The organism is Cryobacterium sp. (assembly GCF_025463825.1).
GTDB lineage: Bacteria > Actinomycetota > Actinomycetes > Actinomycetales > Microbacteriaceae > Cryobacterium.
This window is the reverse complement of sequence record NZ_JAODBG010000026.1, coordinates 1-22,258: the sequence shown is the minus strand read 5'-3', so window position 1 is coordinate 22,258 and position 22,258 is coordinate 1. Positions and strand designations below refer to the sequence as shown.

Below are 22,258 nucleotides of genomic sequence, written 5' to 3'. Positions count from 1 at the left end.
ACTTCGATACTGAGCTATCCTCATTACATGGCAATCATCGCAGACATGTTCGCACCCGGCACGGCGCTAGCCATCGTGCCGGGGGCGATCGTGCCCGCCGATTCACTGGTCGCCGCGGTCGACGCGGTCGAGCAGCTCGGGGCCTGCAGCACCGACTACGACGCCCTCTCCGATGCGGAGTTGCTCGCCGGGCAGAAGGACCTGGCCCGACTGCGGCGGCTGGTCGAGACCCGGCAGGCCTGGATGGCGAAAACCCTCCAGCACCGGTCCCGGCCCGAGCTCGGCCAGCAGGGTCTGGCCCAGCAGCAGGGCTTCCTCAACCCGGCCGATCTGATTCAGGACTTCACCGGCTCCACCCGCCAGGACGCCCGCAAACTCGTCGATGTGGGCAGGATGCTCGCCGCCACCGAAGCGGCCGAAGCCGCCGCGGCGAAAGAGCAGGCGCGGCGGGTGCTCGACGCGGCCGACGGGGGCGATGACCCGGGCGAAGCGGGCACGCCACCCGGCCTCTTCAGCGAGATCACCGTCGACGCGGAGCCCGCCACCCTGCCCTGGTACGCCCCCATCTCCCGCGCCACCGGCACCGGAGCCCTCTCGGTCGCCGCCGCGCACGCGATCCGCACCGGCCTGGGCGACATCGACACCATCGTCATCGCCGAGAACCTCGCCGACGCCGTACAAACGTTGCTGCTCGAGGCCACCCGGATGACCGTGGACGAGCTGCTCAAGCGCTCCCGCCGGATGCGCGACAGCCTCGACGAGGCCGGCATCGCGGTGCGCGAGAAGAAAGCGTGGGAGGACCGCTACCTGCGGGTCTGGAAGATCGACACAGGCCAGGTCCACGTTCACGGCCTGTTCCCGCCCGAGCAAGGTGAGTACATCCTGTCCGTGCTCGACGGCCTCACCGGCCCCCGCCGCGGCGGCGTCAGGTTCGTCGACCCGGACCGGGCCGCCTGGGCCACAGCCGTGCAGGACGACCCGCGCAGCACCGACCAACTCACGGCCGACGGGTTCCTGGAGCTGCTGAAGGCCGGCAGCACCGTCAACCCCAACCGGTTGCTCGGCGGCCGCACCCCCGCCGTCCGAATCCTGACCACGGCAACCCCGACGGCGTCGGCCGGCCAGCCGGCCGGACCTGGCACCAAGGCGCCGGCACCGGCAGCCGACCCGACCGAGGCCCTGGTGGCCATCCCGGACGGCACCGGCCACGGCTTCCTCGAAGGGAACGCCGTGCCCGTCTCCCAAGAGACCATCGACCGGATCATCTGCACCAGCGGCACCGTCGAGGTCACCTTCGACACCGACGGGCAACCACTCAACCTCGGCCGCGAGGAACGCATCTTCAGTCAAGCCCAACGCATCGCGCTGGCGGCCCGAGATGGCGGTTGCAGGTGGGGTGATTGCGACAAATCGCCTTCCCGCACCGAGGTGCACCACCTGGAACAGTGGCTCCGCGACCACGGCAGAACCGATATCCGCCTGGGTATCCTGCTCTGCCCACCGCACCACCTGCTGTTGCACAACCAGGGCTGGCAGATCTTCGAACACCACGGCACCTACTGGCTCAGGCCTCCAGGCTCGGTCGATCCCGGACAGACGCTCATCCGGCTACGCAGCAAGAGCCCCGCCGCCCACGAACAGCACGCCCAGCAGCCCCACCAGCACTGAGCCCACCTCACGCCACCACCGCCCGAAGCCATGCGCGGCACGCAACCATTGCGTTGGTCGAGCTTGTCGAGACCCGACGAGACCCGACGAGACAACCCTGTCGACCGCGGCAGCGACACACAGACACGTCGCGGGGTCACTTCGACAGGCTCGACCAGCGGGTGGGCGCGACACGCACGCACGACGCTCGACGGGCTCGACCAGCGGGCTGGTCAGGGGGAGGGGGTTCGCTCCTCGTGACCCCAGGGCTGGCCGTAGCCGGTTGGTTCGGGCGCGCTCATGAGGTCGAGGTAGGGCTTGGCGTCGAAGGCCTCCGGGCCGAGCACTCCGGTGCCGGACCAGACTCCGGTGGCGAGCAGCTCCAGCGCGATCGCGGGGTTGAGGGCAGTCTGCCAGACCACGCACTGGGCGTCGTATTCGGCCATCGTCCACTCGTTTTCGCTCACGTGATAGAGGTAGACCTCCCGTGCCGCGCCATCCGTGCCGGTGCCGGTGACCCACACGCCGGCGCAGGTCTTGCCGGTCATCCGCGGGCCGATCGTGGCCGGGTCGGGCAGGCTCGCGGCGACCACGTCGCGGGGCGCGACCATCGCGGGGCCATTCTTGGTGCGCACCCGCACCGGGGCCACGCTGTCGAGGCCGAGCAGGTGCAGGGTCTTCAGCACCCCGATGAACTCCTCGCCGAGGCCGTACTTGAACGTCACCCGCTTCGCGTCCAGCCAGCGCGGCATCAGCAGCACCTCTTCGTGCTCCACATTGACGCACTCCACCGGGCCGATTCCCTCAGGGAAGTCGAACACCTCCGGCTCGCTGAACGGCGGCGTCGTGTACCAGCCGCGGTCCTTTTCGAAGATCACCGGCGGGTTCAGGCATTCCTCGATGGTGGTCCAGATGCTGAACGACGGCGCGAAGATCTCGTTGCCGGCCTCGTCGCGCACGACCAGGTTGGCGCCGTCCCTGGTGCCGAGCTCGTCGATCTCGCTGAACAGGTGATCGGAGGCGTACCGGGCGAACACGTCGGAGAGCCCGGGCTCCACCCCCATGCCCACCAGTGCCAGCCGGCCGCTGGTCTCCCAGTCGGCGGCCTGGTCGAACTGGTCGTCACCGAGTTTGATACCGGTCTCGGTGTGCGGGTCGGTCGGATGCGGCTCCGACAGGCTCATCGCCATATCGAGGTAGTCGGCCCCGGCGGCCAGCGCGCCCGCGAAGATGCTCTGCACGAACTTCGGCTCAACGGCGTTCATCACATGGGTGGCGCCGTGCTCGCGCGCCACGCGGGCCACGACCTCCGGGTCGGAGGCGTCGATCTGCGCGGCGGTGAACCGGGCGGCGACGTCTCTGCCGTACCGGGCCGCGATCGCGGCGATGGTGCGCTCCGCCCGAGCCGGATCGTAGTCGCTCACGACGACGTGCTCGTAGAACGAGCGGCGGGCAATGATCTTCGCGAAGGCGTCACCGACGCCACCCGCCCCAACGAGAAGGATCTTCATGCCCCGACGCTAGCGTGCCGACGCCGCACATAGCAGCCCCCGGCCGACATCCGCGGCGCCTCTGCTGTCCAGAGGCCGTGCTGCGTGTCGCCGGCGCCTGGGCGGAGTTACAGGCGGTTCATCGGCTGCCGGTGCCGCGCGCGGACGGGCGGGGCGTGGCCGCCCGTCGCCTGGCGATGGTGTTCTCGCCGTCGAGCTTGGCCGCCAGGGGCGCCCAGAGCAGCACGGCCACGCCGACGCCGAGCATCAGCCCGCCGACGGTATCGGTGAGCCAGTGCGCGCCGAGGTAGGTGCGGCTGACCATCATGGCCACGGTGTAGACGGCGCCGGCGATCCATACCCAGAGCCAGGGGAAGATGATCGCGAGAGCGACGGCCATGGTGGCCGCGTTGGCGACGTGCCCGGACGGGAAGGAGCCGAAGTCCGAGGTGATGATCATGTCGTCGGGGCGGGCCCGGCCGAAGAGGGTCTTCAGAAGTTGCACCAGGCCGGAGCTGACCAGGGTGGCCGCGAGATAGAACAGGGCCGCCCAGGGCCGTCGAAGGATCAGGAGGGTCACCAGGATCAGCACCGGGATCACGATCACCCCGGCGATGCCGGCCCCCAGGAAGTTCATCAGCAGGGCGGGGACCTCCCACACCGGTGAGCGGTGTTCGAGGATCTCTTCCATCCACTCCGCGTCCGCCTCGATCGGGCGGCCGGCGCCGCGCGCGAGGATCAGGGCGCCGAGCAGGAACGCCAGCAGCACGGCGATGGCGCCGCTGATCAGCGGCCAGCGGCGGGCGATGCGGCGGGAGGGAGCATCCGCCGCCGCCTCGGCCTTCGCGGCAGCGGGCGGCGCGCCCTCGGGTTGGGTGGGCTCGCTGTCGGGCGTGCGCGATGGGTCCATCAACCCATGTTAGGTCGGGCGGCCGCGCAGCGCTCGTTGACCCGCGGTCACCACCGGCGACGCCCAGCCAACCACCCTCCTTGACTGGCGAGGTTAGGCCGTCACCAGGGTGTCCCGGTTCTTGCCGGTGCGCTTGGACGTGAGCATGGCCTCGTCGGCGAGGGCGACCAGGGCGTCGGGGGTGATGGGGGCGGCGCCACGCGGCGCGAACAGGCTGATGCCGATGCTCGCCGACACCGTTGAGCCCTGCGCCAGGCCGACGAGCGGTTCGCGCACGGCCGTGCGGATGCGCCGCGCGACGTCCCGCACCGTGTCCTCGTCGACGCCGGCGCAGGCGATCACGAACTCGTCCCCGCCGAACCGGCTCGGCAGGTCGCCCGCCCGCACGCTGCGCAGCAGCCGCCCGGCCACCTGGTGCAGCACCTGGTCGCCGGCCTCATGGCCGAAGGCGTCGTTGATCGCCTTGAAACCGTCCAGGTCGAGGAACAGGATCCCCACGGTGTGGCCGAGGAGCTCGGCATCGGCGAGCATCTGCCGCAGCCGGCGTTGCAGCGACAGCCGGTTGGGCAGCCCGGTGAGGGAGTCGTGCAGCGACTGGTGTTCGATCTGGCGCTGCAGGTGGATGCGTTCGAGCACCGGCGCAGCCTGCGTGGCCAGGGCCGCGAGCAGGTCGAGCAGGTTCTCGTCCAACTCCCGGGAGCGCTGGAACCAGCAGGCGATGGCGCCGCCCACCGTGCCGTCTTCGATCACCGGAATGATGCACAACGCCTCGACGCCCTCGGCGTCAAGTCCGGCCGCCAGGGTCGGGAAGCTCGCCGCGATCTCGGTGGCGCTGCGGCACACGACCGGCCGGCCGTGGCTCAGGCACTCCTGCACCGGCAACAGGCCGGCCAGCTCGACGATGCCGGTCAGCGGCCGGTCGCCGGAGGCCAGCTCGAGGCGCCCGTCGGGATCGGCCACGATCACGGACACGAGCGCCGCATCCGTGGCCGTCTCGGCGGAGACCCGCAGGGCCGACCCGAACGCGGCCAGCGTCGTCGCCGGGGCGAGTCCGGCGGCGGCCTCCTGGAGGATGCGCACCCGGGCGACCGCGGTCTCGGCCGCGCGGCGGGCGTCGAGCAGGTCTCGTTCGTACTTGAGCCGGATCGCGGCGTCGAAGACGGCGGCATAGACCAGGGTCTCGGCGCCGGAATCGTCCAGGACCGAGCTGACCAGCACATCCCGGGAGCCGCCGGCGCGGGTGGACAGGGTGAGCATCATCTCGTTCAGCGCGCGCTGCGTCTGCAACAGCGGCATGAACCGGGTCTCGAAGAGCAGCTTGCTGCCCCGGGACAGCAAGGACAGGAAGTACCGGCCGACGACGTCCTCCCGGGCGAAGCCCGACCACTCGCAGAAGGTGTCGTTGGCGGAGTGGATGACCCCGTCGGTCGACATCGCGAACAGCCCGGCCGGCGCGCGCTGGAACAGCGCGCGCGAGACGTCGTCCGGCGTCACAGACAGCGCCGGATCTGCCGCTCAATCTCCGCCGGGTCGGACAGGTGGGCGTAGTGCCCCGCCGCGCTCAGCACCACCAGTTCGCTGTCGGCGATGTGCTCGTGCAGGTATTCGCCCACCTCGAGGGGGGCGATGATGTCGTCGGAGGACTGCAGGATCAGCGTGGGCGTGCTGATGTCCTTGAGGTACCGGCGCATGTCCGAGAGGAAGGTGACCCTGGCGAAGTGCTGGGCGACCATCGTGTCGGTGCGGGCCATGCTCTCGGCCAGTTCCTCGGCGAGCTCCGGCCGGTCGGCGTTCTGCATCAGGGTGGGCGCCATCGCCGTTGCCCAGCTGGCATGGTTGACCTCGAGGGCGTCCAGCAGCGCATCGATGTCGGCGCGCTCGAAGCCGCCCAGGTAGCCCTCGTCGTTCAGGTATCGCGGCGAGGGGCCCAGCATGATCAGACGAGCGAAGCGCCGCGGTTCCTGGATCGCGGCCAGGGCCCCGATCATGGCGCTGACCGAGTGCCCGACGAAGACCACGTCGTGCAGGTCGAGCTCACGGATGATCTCGAGCAGGTCGTTCGCATAACCCCGCAGGGAGTCGTACTTGCGGCGGTCGTACGCCGAGACATCCGAGTCGCCGGAGCCGACGTGGTCGAACATGACCACCCGGTGCCCCTCGGCGAACTGCGGTGCCACCAGGCGCCACATGTCCTGGCTGGTGCCGTAGCCGGGCCCGAAGATGATCGGGGGCCGGGTCGGATCGCCGACGACGGAGACTCCGTTGCGCACGAGGACGTCCACCGCCCAGGCCGAGGGTGAAGTCAGGCTGGTAGGCACGGTATTCGTCACAGTCGCGATTCTTCCATATCGGTCGTACCAATGGGGAAGTTCGACCGGTTCGATCAGTGCCCGAGCGCCGCCACGGTGCGGGGCCGCACGATCAGCCACAGGCTGAGGATCGAGACGATCGCTGCGACGCCCATCACCGATGCCATCGGCACCGCGGTGCCGACGCCGAGCAGGCCCACGACGGGCGAGATCACGCCGGCGATGCCGAAGTTGGCCGCGCCGAGAAGCGAGGCGGCGGTGCCGGCCTCGCTGCCGTGCGCGTTCAGGGCGATGACCTGCACGGTCGGGAACGTGAAGCCGCAGGCGGCAATGAAGAACCAGAGCGGGATGAGGGTGCCCCAGAGGCCCGCGCCGAGCAGGTCGAGGGTGAAGATCGCTGCTGACATCACCACGAGCACCGCGATGGCCACGATCAGGATGTTCTGCGGGCCCACATTGTGCCGGTGCATCAGGCGCGAACTGGCCTGAACACCCACCACGATGCCGAGGGAGTTGACGGCGAAGAGCACCCCGTACTCCTGGGCGCTGAACTGGTAGACCTGCTGGAACAGGAACGGTGACGAGGACAGGTAGGAGAACAGACCGGTGAACGTCATCGCCCCGATGATGAGCACGCCGACGAAGGTGCGGTCGCTGAGCACCGCGCGGTAGCGCTGGGCCAGGCTGGAGTGGCCGGGCACGGTGCGGCGCTCCTGGGGCAGGGTCTCGACGATCCAGATGGCGACGGCCACCATGACCACGATGCCGTACGCGGCGAGCACCCAGAAGATGCCGCGCCACGGCATCACGAGCAGCAACTGCGAGCCGATGACCGGGGCCAGTACGGGCGCGAGGCCGCTGACCAGTGCGAGCCGGGAGAGCATCTTGACGAGCGGCTTGCCGCCGAAGAGGTCGCGCACCATGGCCATCGCCACGACCGCGCCGGCCGCGGCGCCGAAGCCCTGCAGCACCCGGAAGATGCCGAGGGACACGATGTCGCTGGAGAGGGCCGCTCCCACGCAAGCCAGCACGTGGAAGCCGGTGGCCAGCAGCAACGGCAGGCGCCGGCCCACCTTGTCGCTCCACGGGCCGACAATCAGCTGGCCGAAGCCGAAGCCGATCATGGTGCCCGTGAGGGTCAGCTGGATGGCGGCGGCGGAGACGCCGAGCTCGCTCTCCAGGGTGGGGAACGCCGGCAGGTACAGGTCGATCGTGAACGGGCCGAGGGCCGTGAGCGCACCGAGGATGATGATGTAGACGACGCGCTGACCCCGGGAAAGAGCATCACCGGGGTGCCGTGCGGTGGAGTGGAGTTGGGCCTCGGTGATCACAGGGATCATTGCGGTAGTCACGAAAAAGAGTCCTCGGTCGGGGTCGAACGGTGTGGAGTGCGGGTGATTACCCATGTGCGCCAAGCGCCTCCGCGCCGGTTCTATTCCGGATCCGGGTCGTTCCGCCAAAGATTGCGCGGATGTCGCCGATCGTGCAAGTTCCCGGCGGCTACCGGGCCGGCAACACGAGTTCCATGAAGACGTCGGCCCTCGCGTAGGGCATCGGCCCGATCCGCTCCGCGGGAACGTGGCTGAAGCCCACCGACTCGTACAGGTGCACGGCGCTGGGCAGTCGGGTGCTGCTGCCCAGGAACAGTGTCGTCGCGCCGAGTGCGGCGGCCATGTCGATGGCGGCCAGGATCAGCCGCCGGCCGGTGCCCCGGTTGCGTTCGGCGGGACTGACCGCCATCTTGGACAGCTCGAAGACACCGTTGCCGGTGGGGACCACCGCCACACAGCCCACCCGATCGGCGCCGGCCCGGGCAATCAACACCTGACCACCCCGGCCCACGATGGCGTCGGCGGGGTTGTCGAGCAGGGCCCGATCGGCAGCTTCGAGGGTGAAGAGGGCGGTGATCCACTCCTCGTTGAGCTCCCGGAACGCCCGCGTGTCCGCCGCGGAAGCCATCGGCTCGATGACGAGGGTACGGTTCGGGGTGGTCTGGCTGGTTGTCATGGTGAGCTCCTTCTTCCCTTCCATGCTCCGAGCGCGCCATCGAGACGTCCAATATCCGTTCTACTTCCATCCAGACGCCGGAGGTCTTGCTAGGGTGGGGCATGGTCGCCCAACTGGAACTGAGGCATCTGCGGTACTTCGTCGCCGTGGCCGAGGAGTTGCACTTCGGCCGCGTCGCCGTCCGGCTGCACATGGCCCAGCCGCCGCTGTCACAGCAGGTGCGCAGGCTCGAGGAGCTGGTGGGCACCGCACTGTTCGACCGCACCTCCCGGCGGGTCGCCCTCACCGCGGCCGGCGAGGCGTTCCTCGATCGCAGCCGCAAACTCCTGGCCCAGGCCGACGCCGACATCGACGAGGCGGCGCGCATCGGCCGGGGTGAGTTGGGTCGGCTCGACATCGGCTTCATCAGCTCGGCGATTCCCTTGGGCATCACCGAGCGCATCCACGCCTACCGCTCGTTGTACCCGGCCGTGCAGCTGCGTCTGCACGAGGGGTACACGGCGCTGATCCTGGAGCGCCTGCTCGCCGGCGAGATCGACATGGGGGTGGTGCGGGACTCCGAACCGCATCCGGCGCTGTCGACCACGACGTTGGCCACCGAACCGTTCGTCGCCGTGCTGCCCGTCGACCACCCGGCTGTCGGCGCCGCCACCCTCGAGGCGGGCCGGCTGCGCGAGGATCCGTTCGTGTTCTATCCGAGGTCAGCCGGCGAGCGCGCCTACCTGCGCAACCTCGACGCGTGCCGGACGGCCCGGTTCGAGCCGCGCATCGTGCAGGAAGCCTCATCCTGGGTGACGATCCTGCACCTGGTGGAGGCGGGACTCGGCGTGAGCATCGCGCCGGCCAGCGCCACCGTGACCACACCGGCCGGTGTGCGGGCGATCCCGCTGGCCGGGGAACACCCGCGCAGCGAGGTGCAGCTGGTGCAGCGCGCCGACGACAACCGGGCGATCCTGGCGAACTTCCTGGCGGTGCCGGGCTCGCTCACCCCCACGCTCACCCCCGGCGCCCGGTCGGTCTCAGGCTGACTCTGCGCCCGAGGCGGTCGGCGCCTCGGCCGGCACGACGGCGGGACGCACCGGCGGCAGCACGGCGGGGTCGTCGAGCAGGCCCTCGAAGGCCAGCTCGGCGGCGCCGATCATCAGCAGGTTGGAGCCCAGTTCCGCGGCACTGAGCCGCACCGAGCCGAACGCGGCGTCCAGCGAGTGCGACGCGACGGCGGTCCGCAACCGTTGCGGATCTACCGCGAGCAGCGCCGCGAGGAACCCGCCGAGCACCACCAGCTGCGGGTTGAGGATGTTGATCGCCCCGGCCAGCGCCACCGCGAGGTGGTCGATCTGCCGGTTCACCTCGGCGCGCACCTCCGGTGCCGTGGCGGCCAGCAGCGCTTGTTCGAGCTCGTCGGCATCCGCCCCGGCCAGGCCGAGCACCTCGAGCAGTTCACGCCGGGTCACCTCGGCCTCGAGGGTGCCGCGCAGGCCCGCCGAGTCGACCCGGTCGCTGGCGCTGACCCGAGTGTGCCCGAATTCGCCCGCGTACCCGGCGATGCCGCCGGCCGGCGCCCCGCCGACGATCATGCCGCCGCCGATGCCGCTCGCGCCGCCGTTGAGGTAGATGAGATCGGTGATGCCCTTGCCCGCGCCGAAGAACCGTTCGGCCATCGCCCCCAGGCTGGCATCGTTCGCGGCGAGCACCGGGTAGCCGGTGGCGGCTTCGAGCATCTCGGCGAGTGGCTCGTCGACCCAGCCCAGGTGCGGCGCGTGCCGCACCAGGCCGTCGTGGGCGCGCACCAGCCCCGGCACGGCCACGCCGATGCCGACGACCCTGAACTTGGCGGTCAGTTCACCGCGCATGCCGTCGATCACGGCGGCGGCGATGTTGACGGCCTCGAGCACGCTCGGGGACTGGTCGGTGGGGTACCGCACCCGGCGGTGCACCTGACCGTCGAGCCCGACGATGCCGATCGTGACGGCGTCGATCTCCGGGTTCACGGCGAGCGCCACGACCTGCTCGCTGACACAGACGATGGGGCTGGGCCGGCCGACCTGGTTGGTTGAGCTCGGTTCGCGCTCGACGACGAGGCCGCGTTCCGCCAGTTCCGCGACCAGGGCGGCGATGGTGGACCGGTTCAGGCCGGTGACCCGGGTGAGCTGGGAACGCGACGCCGCACCGCTGCGGTGCACGAGCCGCAGCACCACCGACAGGTTGTGTCTGCGCACATCGTCATGGCTGCTGCCCTGCACGGTTCCTCCGTCTGGCTGATACCTGCGGCTGTCTCCGATTGACCGGCTGACGCCTGGCAATCCGGCTGTTTCCCCCAGAATACCCGGGTCAGCGCCCGACTGGCCGTGATACGTTGCACAACGCCACAAATCGGTCCGAGCGCCCGGCGGCGCCGGCTCATTCCACCCAGACAAGGATGTCCATGAAGTCTCCCACCATGAAAATCGCCCTCACCGGCGGCAGCGGCAAGCTCGGCCGGACCGTGCTCGCCCGCCTGCGCGCCGAAGGCCACGAGGTACTCAACCTCGACCGGGACGGCGCCCGCGGCGCCGGGTTCCTCCGCATCGACCTCACCGACTACGGCCAGGTGATCGACGCGTTCTCCGGCGTCGACGACCAGGCGACCGGCTTCGACGCCGTGGTGCACCTCGGCGCGATCCCGGCGCCGGGACTGGTGCCCGATGTGGCCACCTTCCACAACAACATGCTCTCCTCGTACAACGTGTTCCAGGCGGCCCGGCGGGCGGGCATCCGCCGCATCGTCTACGCGTCGAGCGAAACGGTCCTCGGCCTGCCGTTCGACACCGACCCGCCCTACATCCCGGTCGACGAGGAGTACCCGGCCCGGCCGGAGAGCACCTACTCGCTGGTGAAGCACCTCGAGGAGCAGATGGCCATCGAACTAGTGCGCTGGGACCCGCTCCTGTCGGTCACCGCGCTGCGCTTCTCCAACGTCATGGATCCGGAGGACTACGCCGGGTTCGAGGCGTTCCAGGACGACCCGACCCTGCGCAAGTGGAACCTCTGGGGCTACATCGACGGACGGGACGGCGCGCAGGCGGTGCTCAAGGCGCTGCAGAGCGCGCCGCCCGGTTTCGAGAGGTTCATCATCGCCGCGGCCGACACCGTCATGCGCCGGCCCAGCGCCGAGCTGGCCGCTGAGGTGTTCCCCAACGTGAGTGTCGCCGCCGGTGTCGCCGGACGCACGACGCTGCTCTCGATCGACAAGGCCCGCCGCCTCCTCGGCTACTCCCCCGAGCACTCCTGGCAGGACCAGCGCTAGCCGACTTGCCCCCGGATCAGGGAGCGGCGGGAGGCGGGGCCGTGGAGCCGCGGGAGACGTAGCGCGGCGGCAGGAGATCGACCAGCGGGGTGCGGTCGCCGGTGATCTGGCGAATGGTGAGCTCGACGGCGCGGGTGCCGGAGTCCTCCGGTGAGAGTGGAATCTCGTCCAGCGGCGGGTTGAACTCCGAGGTGTCGAAAACCGCGCAGGCCGACAGCACCGACAGGTCGCCGGGAATCGAGATGCCCCGGTCAGCGAGGATCTCCAACACCGTCGTCTGCACCGATTCGCCGGCGTGCATCACCAGCGCCGTCAGTCGTGGCAGTGCGGCGAAGAGTTCGTCGAGGCCCCGCCGGATGCTGTCCAGGTCGCTGGCGGGCATCACGAACGCCGTGTCGATACCGCGGTCGGCCGCCGCGGCTTGGAACCCGTCACGGAAGCGCAGGGGGTAGTTCGCGCCCCAGTCGTAGGTGCTGTGCGGGAAGCCGAGCAACCCGATCGAGCGATGCCCGAGGTCCGCCAGGCGGCCGACGGCCAGGCTCGCGGCACCCTCGAAGTCCAGGTCGACGCAGACCAGCCCGTCGGTGTCCGCCGGCACCCCGATCACGGTGGCGGGAATGTTGAGGGCCCGCAGCAGCGGCATCCGCTCGTCGTCGAGCGACACGTCGAGGGCGATGATGCCGTCTGCCAGCCTGCTGGAGGTGACCCTCTCCAGCCCGGTGGAGGAGTCGTCGGCCGTGAGTAGCAGCACGTCGTAGTCGATCTTGCGGGCCGCAGTGGCGACGGCCAGGACGAACGACATCAGCACCCCTGGCTGGGTGTCGGCGCGCACCGGGGCCGTCAACGCGAAGATGTGGGTGCGGGTGCCGGCCAGCATCCGTGCGCCCGCGTTCGGCCGGTAGCCCAGCTCCTGGATGGCGCTGACCACCCGGTTGCGGGTCGGTTCGGCGATGGAGCGGTTGCCGGAGAGGGTGTACGACACCGTGCTGATCGACACCCCAGCGAGACGGGCCACGTCGTGAATAGTTGCCATGCGTCCTCTGTTGCCTGGGTGGAACCGACCGGTGTCCCAACAGGATACCCAGCGCCCGGACCGCTGAAGGTCCGGGCGCTCTGGGTCGGCGGGTCAGCCCTTGACGGCGCCGATCATGACGCCGGAGCTGATGTGCTTCTGCAGGAACGGGTAGACGATCAGAACCGGTACCAGCGCGATGATCACCACGGCCATCTGAACCGCCAGGGTGGCCACCTCACCGCTTCCGACGGCCACCTGACCAGGCACCGAGACGCCCTGCAGCACGTAGGAACGCAGGATCACCTGCAGCGGCAGCTTCTCGCTGTCGTTGATGTACAGGGTGGCGTTGAAGAACGCGTTCCAGTACCCGACCCCGTAGAACAGGCCGATCACGGTGATCACCGATTTCGACATCGGCAGCACCATCCTGGTGAGGATGCGCCAGTCGCCGGCGCCGTCGATCCGCGCGCTGTCGAGGATCGACTGGTCGATGCCCATGAAGAAGCCGCGCATCAGGAAGATGTTGAACACGCTGATACAGCTGGGCAGGATCAGCGACCAGTAGGAGTTGATCAGGCCGAGGTTGCTCACCAGCAGGTAGCTGGGGATCATGCCGGCACCGAAGAACATGGTGATCAGCAGGAAGAACAGGACCGGCCGGTGGGCGAAGGAGCCGGGCCGGGAGAGGCCGTAGGCGGCCATCACCGACACCACCAGGCTGATCACGGTACCGACCGCGGTGATGCCGACGCTGACCAGGACGGCCCGGGTGACGACACCGCCGGAGAGGATCTGCTCGTAGGCGGCGAAGGTGAGCTCCCCCGGCACGATTACCATCCCGCCGGCCACCGTGATGGTGGCCTGCGAGGAGAAACTGGTGAGCACCACGATGTAGAGCGGGACGACGATCAGGGCGGCCATGACGAAGAGCACGATGGCGCGGGCGCCGGCTTCGAGCGGAGCGCGCGGCTCTTCCCAGGCCGGCCGGATGACCTGGGAGGTGCGGGGGTGCGACGTGTCGATTGGTCTGGTGGTGATACTCATGATTTCTGGTAAACCCCGGCCTCTCCGAATAGGTGCGCGAGTTTGTTGGCGCCCAGCACCAGGATCACGCTGATCACGCCCTTGATCAGCCCGGCGGCGGCGGCGTAGCTCCAGTCACCGTTTTGGATGCCCGAGTAGTAGACGAAGGTGTCCAGCACCTCCGCCGCACCGGCCCCGACCGCATCACGTTGCAGCAGCAGCTGTTCGAAGCCCACCGTCAGGGAGTCTCCGAGGCGGAGGATGAGCAGCAGGATGATGATGGGTCGCAGCGCCGGAAGCGTGATGTGCCACATCCGCTTGCGCCGGCCGGCGCCGTCCATCGCCGCGGCCTCATAGAGGCTCGGGTCGATGGCGCTCAGCGCGGCCAGGAATACGATGATTCCCCAGCCGGCGTCCTTCCAGAGCGCCTGCGAGGTGACCAGGACCAGAAAGGTGTCCGGTTGGGTCATCAGGTTGACCGCTTCGATGCCGTTGTCGCGCAGGAACTGGTTGAGCAGCCCTGCCCCGCCGAGGATCTGCTGGAAGATCGAGATCACGATCACCCAGGACAGGAAGTGCGGCAGGTAGACGATCGACTGGAACAGCGAGCGGATGCGGGGGCTGAGCAGCCCCTGCAACAGGATCGCCATCATGATCGGCACCGGGAAGAAGAAGACCAGTTGGAAAGCGGTGATGGTGAGGGTGTTGCGCACGGCGGACCAGAAGGCCTCGTCGGCCAGGACCCGATCGAAGTTGGCGAAGCCGACCCAGGGGTTCTCGAACATGCCCACGTAGGGCGAGTAGTCCTGGAAGGCGATGGCGTTGCCCACGATCGGGACGTAGGCGAACAGCGCCGTGAGCACCAGGGCCGGCAGCACCATGATCAGGATGGTGCGATCCCTCTTGAACAGGGCGCGGCGTTTTCGGCGCCTCCGCTCGGTGGCGGCTTTGTGGATGGCTGGGTCTGCGGGCGGCGCCTCCGGGGCGGGGCGCCGCTCGTCAACTAAGGTCATCGGCCCGGCCTATGCGTCCAGGTACTTCTGGTAGAACTTGCGCAGCTCATCGCCACCTTTGGACTTCCAGGTCTTGATGGCCCCGTCCAGTGCGGACAGGTCCTTGCGCCCGTTGGCCACGTCGGCCTTGAGGTCGTCGAAGGGCGTACCGAGGGAGCCGAACTTGGCCGGTTCCTGGATCTGCACGCCGTACAGCACCGGGTCGGCGGCGAAGGCGCTCATCCGGGCGCTCCAGGTGCAGTAGTCCGTGACGAACTGGGGGTACTCCACGTGCGCCTGCACCACAGGCGGGTGTACCAGGAAGGAATAGGTGGATGTCACCTCGGCCTGGCCTTTTTCGTTCAGCACCGGGGCGCCGTTCGCGTCCAGGTCGTAGTGGGTGCCCTCCACGCCAGAGTTGAGCAGCTGATATTCCGCGGTGCCGAACGGTGCCGCAATGAAGTTCGCGACGGCGAGCATCTCCTTGATGGCGGCCTCGTCGGCCTTCTTGTTGATGAAGCTGAAGATGTTTGTCGGGCTGCCCTTGTACAGGGTGGGGTCGCCGCCGCCGGCTGCGAAGTAGTCCATGGCCTGGGTGTTGTAGCTCGGGTTGGACGGCAGGACCCTGGCGAGGGATTCGGCCCAGCCGCCCACGCCGTCGCTCTTGACCAGGGTGTTGCCGGCCTCGTAGCGGCTGTTGGCCTGCTGGTCGTTGCCGGCCATGGCATCCGGGTGCACGGCGCCGGACTTGTACAGGCGGGTGAGCCAGTCCAGGGCGGCCCGGTACTGCTCGGTCTCGAATTTGTGCACGAGCTTGCCGTCGATCTCCGTCCACTTGTCCGGCACACCGAACATGATCTGGCCGGCGTTCCAGAGGTCATCCGAACCCCACCGGTTCTTGGAGGGGTCGGTCGCTTCGGCGAGGATCTCGATGAAGCTGTCCGCGTCGGTCGGCAACGGCAAGCCGAGTTCGTCGAAGAGGTCCTTGCGGTAGAAGAACGCGTTCTGGATGACCTCGCCCGGGTAGGGAAGCCCGTACAGCTTGCCCTGGAAGACCGAGTACTTCCACGAGTCGGTGGGGATGTTGGCCAGGTTGGGGTAGTCCTTCACCTTGTCGCCGGCGAGGAACGGGCTGAGGTCGGCGAAGAGGGAGCCGACGGCCTGGTCGAACTTGGGCGGCAGGTTCCAGGACGGGATGACGACCATGTCCGGCACATTGTTCGGCGAGGCGAGGACCGCCTGGATCTTCTCGCCGTAGGTGTTGCCGTCGGAGACCTGGAACTTGATGTTCGTGCCCAGTTCCTTGTTGACGGCCGTGAAGTAGGAGTTGTCCGCGCTGGGGATCGTCCACCAGGCCGGGCTCAGCGCGGTGTACGAGCCGCCGGAGCCGGGCACCTTCGCGACGGACTTGCGTAGCGTGGCGGGCAGGGTGAGGTAGCCCGCGGTGGAGCCGGCGACACTGACGAGGTCCGGGACGGCGAAGTCCACCGGGTAGTAGTTGGGGATCACGCCGGCGATGTCGGCGGCGGTGAAGACTGCGCCGGAGGTGGCGGCGGTTCCGGTGCTGCACCCGGCGAGGGTGGCTGCGGCCGCTCCGGCTCCGACGAAGCCCAGGAAGGACCTCCGGTTCAGCGGCTTCTTGGCGAATGTTCTCAGATCAGAACTGGCCGTGTGGATGCTCATTGCTGCCTCACTTCTTCGTAAGTTGCGACTCTCGCCGAGGCCTGGGGAAGCAAGATTTGCCCCCACGTCCGGCTCCCTGCGGAAGCGCTTCGACACTCGGGAGTGTACAGGGATGAATTACGCGGAGGCAACCACAAATCGCGAACTGTGTCCTAGACTCGGTACGTCGACGTAGTTCTCGCGACAGCTGTCGAAACGATTCGACTGGCCCCGATCAGGAAGTCTTTGATGACGAACGGCACCGACGCCGCCACGGCAGCTCACCTACTCGACCAGCTCACGGTGGAGGACAAGCTCAGCCTGTTGCATCAGGCCAATCCCGCCATCGAACGCCTGGGGCTCGCCCCCTTCCACACCGGAACCGAGGGGCTGCACGGCCTGTCCTGGCTTGGCGAGGCCACCCAGTTCCCGCAGGCCGTCGGGCTCGCCGCGTCCTGGGACCTCGACCTGATCCGCCGGGTGGGCGAGGCCGTCGGCACCGAGGTGCGCGGCAAGCACGCCGCCTTCCCGGAGGTGAGCCTGAACGTCTGGGCGCCGGTGGTGAACCCGCTGCGCCATCCGCTTTGGGGCCGCAACGAGGAGGGTTACTCGGAGGACTCCTGGCTCACCGGCCGGATGGGCTGCGCCTACTCCTGGGGCCTCCGCGGCAACGACCCGGTGCGCTGGCGCACGGTGCCCACCCTCAAGCACTTCCTCGGCTACAACAACGAGGTAGACCGCTCCACTACCAACTCGCAGCTGCGCCCCCGGGTGCTGCACGAGTACGAACTGCCGGCCTACCGCCCGGCCATCGAGGAGGGGGCAGCGGGAGCCGCGATGCTCTCCTACAACCTGGTGAACGGCCGCCCGGCGCACGTCTCCGACCTCGTCGAGGCGCACCTGCGCAGCTGGGTGGCCGACAGCGCCGACCTGCTCATCGTGAGCGACGCCGCCGCCCCCACCAACCTGTACGGGTCCGAAGAATTCTTCGACGGCCCGGTGCCCGCGCACGCCGCCGCCCTGGCCGCCGGGGTCGACAGCTTCACCGACAACGGCACCAATTCCGAGCCCACCATCTCCGCGATGCGGCAGGCCCTGGCCGAGGGCCTGATCACCATCGAGCAGGTGGATGCCGCGGTGCTGCGCCTGCTGACGGCGCGCGCCCGCACCGGCGAGTTCGACACCGAACCGCACCCGTATGCCGCCACCCCGTCCGACGTCATCGGCGCTCCGGAGCACATCGCGCTGGCGAGGGAGGCCGCCGCCGCCGGCACCGTGCTGCTGAAGAACGACCCGGTCGGCGCCCTGCCGATCCTGCCGCTGGCGCCCGCGACGCGGGTGGCACTGCTCGGCCCGCTCGCCGACCGGGTGCTCACCGACTGGTACAGCGGCAGCCTGATCGCCCCGGTCAGCCTTCCCGCAGGCCTCGAGGCCGCGCTGGGCGCATCCGGCGGCACGGTCACGACCGCCAGCGGAGCCGATATCGTCGCGCTCCGCGACCCCCGCACAGGCCGGTACCTCACCTCCGGCGGGCCGAACGGCGGGCGGCTGCACGCCACCGGCGACACCGTCGGCGACGCCGAGAGCTTCGAACTCACCGAGTGGGGCCACGGCCACGTCACGCTCCGCAACCTGGCAAGCGACCGCCTGGTCACCCGCGGCCCGCACGGCTACCTCGAAGACACCGCCACCCGGGTGGGTGGCTGGGTGGCGCAGGAATCCCTGCGGCTGCTTTGCAACGACGACGGCAGCGTGTCCGTGCAGCACCGGGGCTCGAGCCTCTGGCTGCACGCCGACCTCGGCAACGGGTCGATCCTGGCTGCGCCGGCCACCGAGGCCACTGCCGGCCGGTTCGGGCTTCGGGTGCTACGCTCGGGCCTGGCGCACGCGGCCGAAATCGCCGCCGCGGCGGACACCGTTATCCTGACCGTGGGCAACGACCCGCACCTCGGCGGCCGGGAAACCGAGGACCGCCCGGCCCTCGCGCTGCCGGGCCACCAGGCCGAACTGGTGCACGCCGCCGCCGACGCGAATGCTCGCGTGGCACTGCTGGTGATCTCCTCCTATCCATTCGCCCTCGGTGCCGCCCTGGAAAAGGCATCCGCCGTCGTGTGGTCGTCGCACGCCGGCGAGCAGCTCGGCTCCGGCCTGGCCGACGTGCTCACCGGCGCGGTGGAACCGACCGGGCGGCTCGCGCAGACCTGGTGGGCCGGCGAGTCCGACCTCGCCGACGTGCTCGACTACGACATCATCACCAGCCGCAGCACCTACCTGTACTCCACCGCGCGGCCCGACTTCGCCTTCGGCCACGGGCTCGGCTACACCCCGGCCACCCTGCCGGCTGCCGCCCTGAGCGCTTCCCGCGCCGAGTGGTCGATCGAGAACGGCTTCGCCGAGCCGGTGACCGCCACGATCAGCGTCGCCGCCGGGTCTGCCCCCGGCGTGACCGACGGCACGGCGCCGGACCGATCCGGGTCCGCGGTCGAGACCGTGCAACTGTACGTCGCTGCCCCCGGCCACCGGCTGCCCTTTCCGCGCCGCCGGCTGGCGGGCTTCGGCCGGGTCACCGTGGTCTCCGGCGACAGTACGGAGCTGACGGTCACCGTGGATGCCGCCGCGTTCTCCGTGTGGGACGTCACCACCGGCCGCCTGGTCGTGGAGACCGGCGACTACGAGGTGCTCGTCGGCCGCTCGGCCGAGGCCATCGACCACCGGCTGCCCCTGCACATCGAGGGCGTCACCGTCGCCCCGCGGGATGCCCAGGCCGGCTTCGCCGCCGACAGCTTCGACGAGACCGAGCACAGCGACACCGGCCGCAGCGAACTGGTCGCCTACACGCCGCTGACCGGCACCGCCGTGGCCGTGGCCGCTGTCGCGCGCCACGCGCGGCTGGTCTACCTCGACGTGGCCGGCCTGCGCGGAGAGCTGCGGGTCGAGGCCCGCGGCGCCGGCCGGATCGCGCTCGAGGCCCGCCGGGGCGGCCTGTGGTCGCCGCTCGGCAGCGCCGAGGTCACCGCCCCAACCTGGACCGGCATCCCCCTCCAGTTGGCCGCCGGCCCGAACTACCCGACCGACCTTTCGACGGACCTTCGGGTGACGTTGTCGCGGAATGTGCAGGTGGCGTTCCTCGGCGGCGCCGACGCCTGAGCGACATCCGCCACCGGTATCCTTAGCCACCCGTACCACCGACCAGACAGGACAACATGCTCAGCAACTTGACCGGATGGCACTTCGTCATCATTCTTTTCGTCGTTCTGCTCCTCTTCGGCGCACCCAAGCTCCCGGCCCTGGCCCGCAGCCTCGGCCAGTCGGCGAAGATCCTCAAGACCGAGTTGCGGCCCGGAGACGACGACACCGTTCCGCCGGCAGCAGCAACGGTCCCCGCTGCGGTCCCGACTTCCGCGCCGACGGCCCCGTCTGCGGCGACCCCGGCAGCGACGCCACCGATCCCAGTCCCTGCCCCCGCGCCCGCGCCCGCGCCGCCGGCCTAACGAACCATTCCCATCCCGCGAGAGCGGTCGTGGTTCCCGCGAGAGCGGCCATGGTGCTGCCCCAGCACCGCTGAAGCAACCACAGCACCGCTTTCGCGGAATCGGGGGTGGGTTATCGGGCGGGCCAGGACAGGGTGGCGGAGCGGCCGGGTCCGACCTGGATGGTGTCGATTCGGGGCGCCTGGCCGGGCCGGGGCGTGCGCACGCGGTGGCTGCCGGCTGGGGCGCCGGGCCGGGTCGTGAAGACGGCGGAGAGGAGAGCGCCCGCCGCCCAGTCGAGGTCGACCAGCAGGCCGCCGCGCACCCCAAGCCCACTCACCCGGCCGGTCTCCAGCCCGCGCGGCAGGGCCGGCAGCAGGTCGATCACGCTGGTGTGGGACTGCACGAGGCATTCGGTGAGTGCTGCGACGAAGCCCAGGTTTCCGTCGATCTGAAACGGCGGATGCGCCGCGAAGAAGTTGCGGTAGAGCCCGCCCTCGTGCGGGCCGGCGTCGTCGCGGGCGGGCCGGAGGACCAGCTCGAGCAGGTCGTCGACCTTGCCGGCCTGACCCAGCCGGGCGCGCAAAGCCATCTTCCAGACCAGTGACCAGCCAGTGGAGTCGTCGCCGCGGGCGTCCAGGCTGCGGCTCGCCGCCGCCCGGTCTGCCGCGCTCATGCCGTCGCCCGGGTACAGCCCCGCCAGGTGCGACACGTGCCGGTGCTGCCGGTCCTGCTCGGGACGGTCGGTGTCCCATTCCAGCAGACGCCCGGATTCCCCGGTGCGGTGCGACTCGATGCGGTCCCGAGCGGCGCGCGCCTCAGCGATGATCGGGTGGTCGGCGTGCCCGGCGGCACGGCCGAGCGGCTCGAGCAGGGCGAACAGTTCCCTGATCAGGGTGCGGTCCATCGCCGAGGAGTCGGCGACCGCGGCCGGACCGGCCGGGGTGAGGAACTGGTTCTCCGGCGACGTCGACGGGCGGGTGTGCAGCCGTCCGGCCGGGCCCTCGACCAGGTAGTCCAGGCAGAACCGGGCCGAGCCTGCCGCCAACCGCCAGAGCCGGTCCGTGTCCGCGGCGGTGGCGGCGCCGAACCGGCGGCGCTCGTCGAGCAGCCGCACCAGCCACGGTCCGGCCATCGGCCAGAGCGCCCAGGAGGCGTCCCCGGTGGACGGCGTGCCACAGGCCCAGGCATCCGAGTTGTGGTGCGCCACCCAGCCGCGGCAGCCGTAGAGCCGCGCCGCGGTCTGGGCGCCGGTCCCGGCGAGCGCCTCGACGAAGTCCAGCAGCGGGTCGGCGCACTCCCGCAGCTGCACCGGCTCGGCCGCCCAGTAGTTCATCTCGGTGTTCACGTTCAACGTGTAGTTGCTGCCCCAGGGCGGGTTCGGGCTGTCGTTCCAGAGCCCCTGCAGGGTGGCCGGCAGCCCGCCGGGCCGGGACGATGCGATGAGCAGGTAGCGGCCGTAGTCGAACAGGAGCGCCACCAGGCCGGGGTCGGCCTGTGCAACGGGCAATGGCGAAGCGACGGCGGTCTGCAGGCGCAGGTCGGCCGGGTCGGCGACCCTGGCGTCCCCGCCGGCGAGGGTGAGGGTGCACCGGCCGAACAGGGCGCCGTGGTCGGTGCGGTGTTCTGCGGTGAGCTCCGCCGTCGGCCGGGCCGCGGCCGCCGTGCCCGCGGCGAGGGCCCGCCGTGCGGTATCGGCGAGGGTGCCTTCGGCCGGGCGGCCGGCGGCTACGAAGGTGGTGGCGGTGGCGAGCACCAGCGTGATGACCGAGGCATCCAGGATGCGCAGTTCATGCGCAGGAGCGTCGGGGTCGAGCCGGCCGTTGTGCATCACAGAGAGCACGGCGGACCCCCGCAGCGGGGTGATGCCGGGCGTCGGCACGGTGCCGGGCCGGGCCGGTGCCTCGACGTCGATCACGAGGGTGGCCGGGCGGCTCGGCTCGGCCTCGGCCGGGTCGATGGTGTTGGCGAAGTCGGCCGCGTCGGCGGGCTCGACCGTGGGGTCGCGGCGGCGGCCCAGGTCGATCAGCCGGGTGGAGAGCGAGATCCCGACGGCGCCGGTCCCGGTCCCGAACTCCAGCCGATGCACGAGCACGCCGGCCGGCGCGCTCACAAAGGTGGTCTGCACCAGTTCGGTCGGTGCCGCGGTGGATGGGTCGTCGTGCGGGTCGGTGGGACCGACCGGCGACGGGGTACCGGCGATGCGCCCGCGCACCCGGTGCACCGCGTCATCGAGGTTCAGCCGGCGCTCCAGCACGGTGTGGCCGGGCGGCAGGTCCAGGTGCACGGTGACGAAGGGCAGGTAGGCGGCGCTGTCGGTGGTGCCGAAGCCCGCCAGCGCCTGTTCGGCGTCGGTGAACCGGTCGGCCTCGATCAGGGCGCGCGCCTCGGCCAGGGCCGCGGCCGCGTCGGCCGCGCTCAGCCGGCCGGTGCCGGGCGCGATCGTC

Annotated in this window: 17 protein-coding genes; 5 read left to right on the top strand and 12 right to left on the bottom strand. The window is 70.0% G+C overall.

Annotated elements, in window-relative coordinates; genetic code table 11:
• The first annotated feature begins 27 nt into the window (after nucleotides 1-27).
• Entirely contained in the window at nucleotides 28-1,668 is a 1,641-nt protein-coding gene (locus JWP54_RS03320; protein ID WP_297367202.1) for a DUF222 domain-containing protein, read from the top strand.
• 212 nt (nucleotides 1,669-1,880) lie between these two features.
• On the opposite strand, the gene JWP54_RS03315 is transcribed toward JWP54_RS03320, so the two are convergent.
• The 6 genes from JWP54_RS03315 to JWP54_RS03290 all read right to left on the bottom strand — a co-directional run bounded on the left by JWP54_RS03315 (nucleotide 1,881) and on the right by JWP54_RS03290 (nucleotide 8,363).
• Nucleotides 1,881-3,158, bottom strand: a complete 1,278-nt coding sequence (locus JWP54_RS03315; RefSeq protein WP_297367199.1) for a saccharopine dehydrogenase C-terminal domain-containing protein — start codon at nucleotides 3,156-3,158, stop codon at nucleotides 1,881-1,883.
• A 118-nt stretch (nucleotides 3,159-3,276) separates the two neighbouring features.
• Nucleotides 3,277-4,047 carry a phosphatase PAP2 family protein gene (locus JWP54_RS03310; protein ID WP_297367196.1) on the bottom strand — a complete coding sequence of 257 codons (771 nt, stop codon included), beginning with the start codon at nucleotides 4,045-4,047 and terminating at the stop codon, nucleotides 3,277-3,279.
• Between the two features lie 93 nt (nucleotides 4,048-4,140).
• Entirely contained in the window at nucleotides 4,141-5,541 is a 1,401-nt protein-coding gene (locus JWP54_RS03305; RefSeq protein WP_297367193.1) for a sensor domain-containing diguanylate cyclase, read from the bottom strand.
• Nucleotides 5,538-6,377 carry an alpha/beta hydrolase gene (locus JWP54_RS03300; RefSeq protein WP_297367190.1) on the bottom strand — a complete coding sequence of 280 codons (840 nt, stop codon included), beginning with the start codon at nucleotides 6,375-6,377 and terminating at the stop codon, nucleotides 5,538-5,540. The genes JWP54_RS03305 and JWP54_RS03300 overlap by 4 nt, the downstream gene beginning before the upstream one ends.
• 53 nt (nucleotides 6,378-6,430) lie before the next feature.
• The gene (locus JWP54_RS03295; RefSeq protein ID WP_297367187.1) at nucleotides 6,431-7,696 is read right to left on the bottom strand and encodes a multidrug effflux MFS transporter; all 1,266 of its coding nucleotides are present in this window, start codon (nucleotides 7,694-7,696) and stop codon (nucleotides 6,431-6,433) included.
• Nucleotides 7,697-7,856: 160 nt separating this feature from the next.
• Nucleotides 7,857-8,363, bottom strand: coding sequence for a GNAT family N-acetyltransferase (locus JWP54_RS03290; protein ID WP_297367184.1), 507 nt, complete (start codon nucleotides 8,361-8,363; stop codon nucleotides 7,857-7,859).
• 101 nt (nucleotides 8,364-8,464) lie between these two features.
• On the opposite strand from JWP54_RS03290, the gene JWP54_RS03285 reads away from it, so the two are divergent.
• Nucleotides 8,465-9,391 carry a LysR substrate-binding domain-containing protein gene (locus JWP54_RS03285; RefSeq protein ID WP_297367181.1) on the top strand — a complete coding sequence of 309 codons (927 nt, stop codon included), beginning with the start codon at nucleotides 8,465-8,467 and terminating at the stop codon, nucleotides 9,389-9,391.
• On the opposite strand, the gene JWP54_RS03280 is transcribed toward JWP54_RS03285, so the two are convergent.
• Nucleotides 9,383-10,606 (bottom strand): ROK family transcriptional regulator, encoded by a 1,224-nt coding sequence (locus tag JWP54_RS03280; protein ID WP_297367178.1) that lies wholly within the window; start codon nucleotides 10,604-10,606, stop codon nucleotides 9,383-9,385. The two genes, JWP54_RS03285 and JWP54_RS03280, sit on opposite strands and share 9 nt — an antisense overlap.
• A gap of 197 nt (nucleotides 10,607-10,803) precedes the next feature.
• On the opposite strand from JWP54_RS03280, the gene JWP54_RS03275 reads away from it, so the two are divergent.
• Complete coding sequence (locus JWP54_RS03275; RefSeq protein WP_297367297.1) at nucleotides 10,804-11,649, top strand: NAD(P)-dependent oxidoreductase; 846 nt, start codon at nucleotides 10,804-10,806, stop codon at nucleotides 11,647-11,649.
• A gap of 16 nt (nucleotides 11,650-11,665) precedes the next feature.
• On the opposite strand, the gene JWP54_RS03270 is transcribed toward JWP54_RS03275, so the two are convergent.
• The 4 genes from JWP54_RS03270 to JWP54_RS03255 form a co-directional block, all read right to left on the bottom strand.
• The gene (locus JWP54_RS03270; protein ID WP_297367175.1) at nucleotides 11,666-12,682 is read right to left on the bottom strand and encodes a LacI family DNA-binding transcriptional regulator; all 1,017 of its coding nucleotides are present in this window, start codon (nucleotides 12,680-12,682) and stop codon (nucleotides 11,666-11,668) included.
• 93 nt (nucleotides 12,683-12,775) lie between these two features.
• On the bottom strand, nucleotides 12,776-13,708 hold the full coding sequence (locus JWP54_RS03265; RefSeq protein ID WP_297367172.1) for a carbohydrate ABC transporter permease: 933 nt from the start codon (nucleotides 13,706-13,708) through the stop codon (nucleotides 12,776-12,778).
• The gene (locus JWP54_RS03260; protein WP_297367168.1) at nucleotides 13,705-14,700 is read right to left on the bottom strand and encodes a sugar ABC transporter permease; all 996 of its coding nucleotides are present in this window, start codon (nucleotides 14,698-14,700) and stop codon (nucleotides 13,705-13,707) included. The genes JWP54_RS03265 and JWP54_RS03260 overlap by 4 nt, the downstream gene beginning before the upstream one ends.
• Before the next feature lie 9 nt (nucleotides 14,701-14,709).
• Nucleotides 14,710-16,362: an extracellular solute-binding protein gene (locus JWP54_RS03255; RefSeq protein ID WP_297367165.1), complete on the bottom strand. Its 1,653-nt coding sequence runs from the start codon at nucleotides 16,360-16,362 to the stop codon at nucleotides 14,710-14,712.
• A gap of 228 nt (nucleotides 16,363-16,590) precedes the next feature.
• Here JWP54_RS03255 and JWP54_RS03250 point away from each other — a divergent pair, with 228 nt between their 5' ends.
• Together JWP54_RS03250 and JWP54_RS03245 are read left to right on the top strand one after the other, a co-directional pair.
• On the top strand, nucleotides 16,591-19,488 hold the full coding sequence (locus JWP54_RS03250) for a glycoside hydrolase family 3 protein (RefSeq protein ID WP_297367162.1): 2,898 nt from the start codon (nucleotides 16,591-16,593) through the stop codon (nucleotides 19,486-19,488).
• Nucleotides 19,489-19,544: 56 nt separating this feature from the next.
• Entirely contained in the window at nucleotides 19,545-19,832 is a 288-nt protein-coding gene (locus tag JWP54_RS03245; RefSeq protein WP_297367159.1) for a twin-arginine translocase TatA/TatE family subunit, read from the top strand.
• Nucleotides 19,833-19,944: 112 nt separating this feature from the next.
• On the opposite strand, the gene JWP54_RS03240 is transcribed toward JWP54_RS03245, so the two are convergent.
• On the bottom strand, nucleotides 19,945-22,258 hold a 2,314-nt coding region (locus tag JWP54_RS03240), incomplete at its 5' end, for a glycoside hydrolase family 95-like protein (RefSeq protein ID WP_297367157.1).

Coding starts and splice junctions, on each gene's coding strand:
- JWP54_RS03320 (WP_297367202.1), top strand. CDS start 28: ATGGCAATCATCGCAGACATGTTCGCACCCGGCACGGCGCTAGCCATC.
- JWP54_RS03315 (WP_297367199.1), bottom strand. CDS start 3,158: ATGAAGATCCTTCTCGTTGGGGCGGGTGGCGTCGGTGACGCCTTCGCG.
- JWP54_RS03310 (WP_297367196.1), bottom strand. CDS start 4,047: ATGGACCCATCGCGCACGCCCGACAGCGAGCCCACCCAACCCGAGGGC.
- JWP54_RS03295 (WP_297367187.1), bottom strand. CDS start 7,696: ATGATCCCTGTGATCACCGAGGCCCAACTCCACTCCACCGCACGGCAC.
- JWP54_RS03290 (WP_297367184.1), bottom strand. CDS start 8,363: ATGACAACCAGCCAGACCACCCCGAACCGTACCCTCGTCATCGAGCCG.
- JWP54_RS03285 (WP_297367181.1), top strand. CDS start 8,465: ATGGTCGCCCAACTGGAACTGAGGCATCTGCGGTACTTCGTCGCCGTG.
- JWP54_RS03275 (WP_297367297.1), top strand. CDS start 10,804: ATGAAAATCGCCCTCACCGGCGGCAGCGGCAAGCTCGGCCGGACCGTG.
- JWP54_RS03270 (WP_297367175.1), bottom strand. CDS start 12,682: ATGGCAACTATTCACGACGTGGCCCGTCTCGCTGGGGTGTCGATCAGC.
- JWP54_RS03265 (WP_297367172.1), bottom strand. CDS start 13,708: ATGAGTATCACCACCAGACCAATCGACACGTCGCACCCCCGCACCTCC.
- JWP54_RS03260 (WP_297367168.1), bottom strand. CDS start 14,700: ATGACCTTAGTTGACGAGCGGCGCCCCGCCCCGGAGGCGCCGCCCGCA.
- JWP54_RS03255 (WP_297367165.1), bottom strand. CDS start 16,362: ATGAGCATCCACACGGCCAGTTCTGATCTGAGAACATTCGCCAAGAAG.
- JWP54_RS03250 (WP_297367162.1), top strand. CDS start 16,591: ATGACGAACGGCACCGACGCCGCCACGGCAGCTCACCTACTCGACCAG.
- JWP54_RS03245 (WP_297367159.1), top strand. CDS start 19,545: ATGCTCAGCAACTTGACCGGATGGCACTTCGTCATCATTCTTTTCGTC.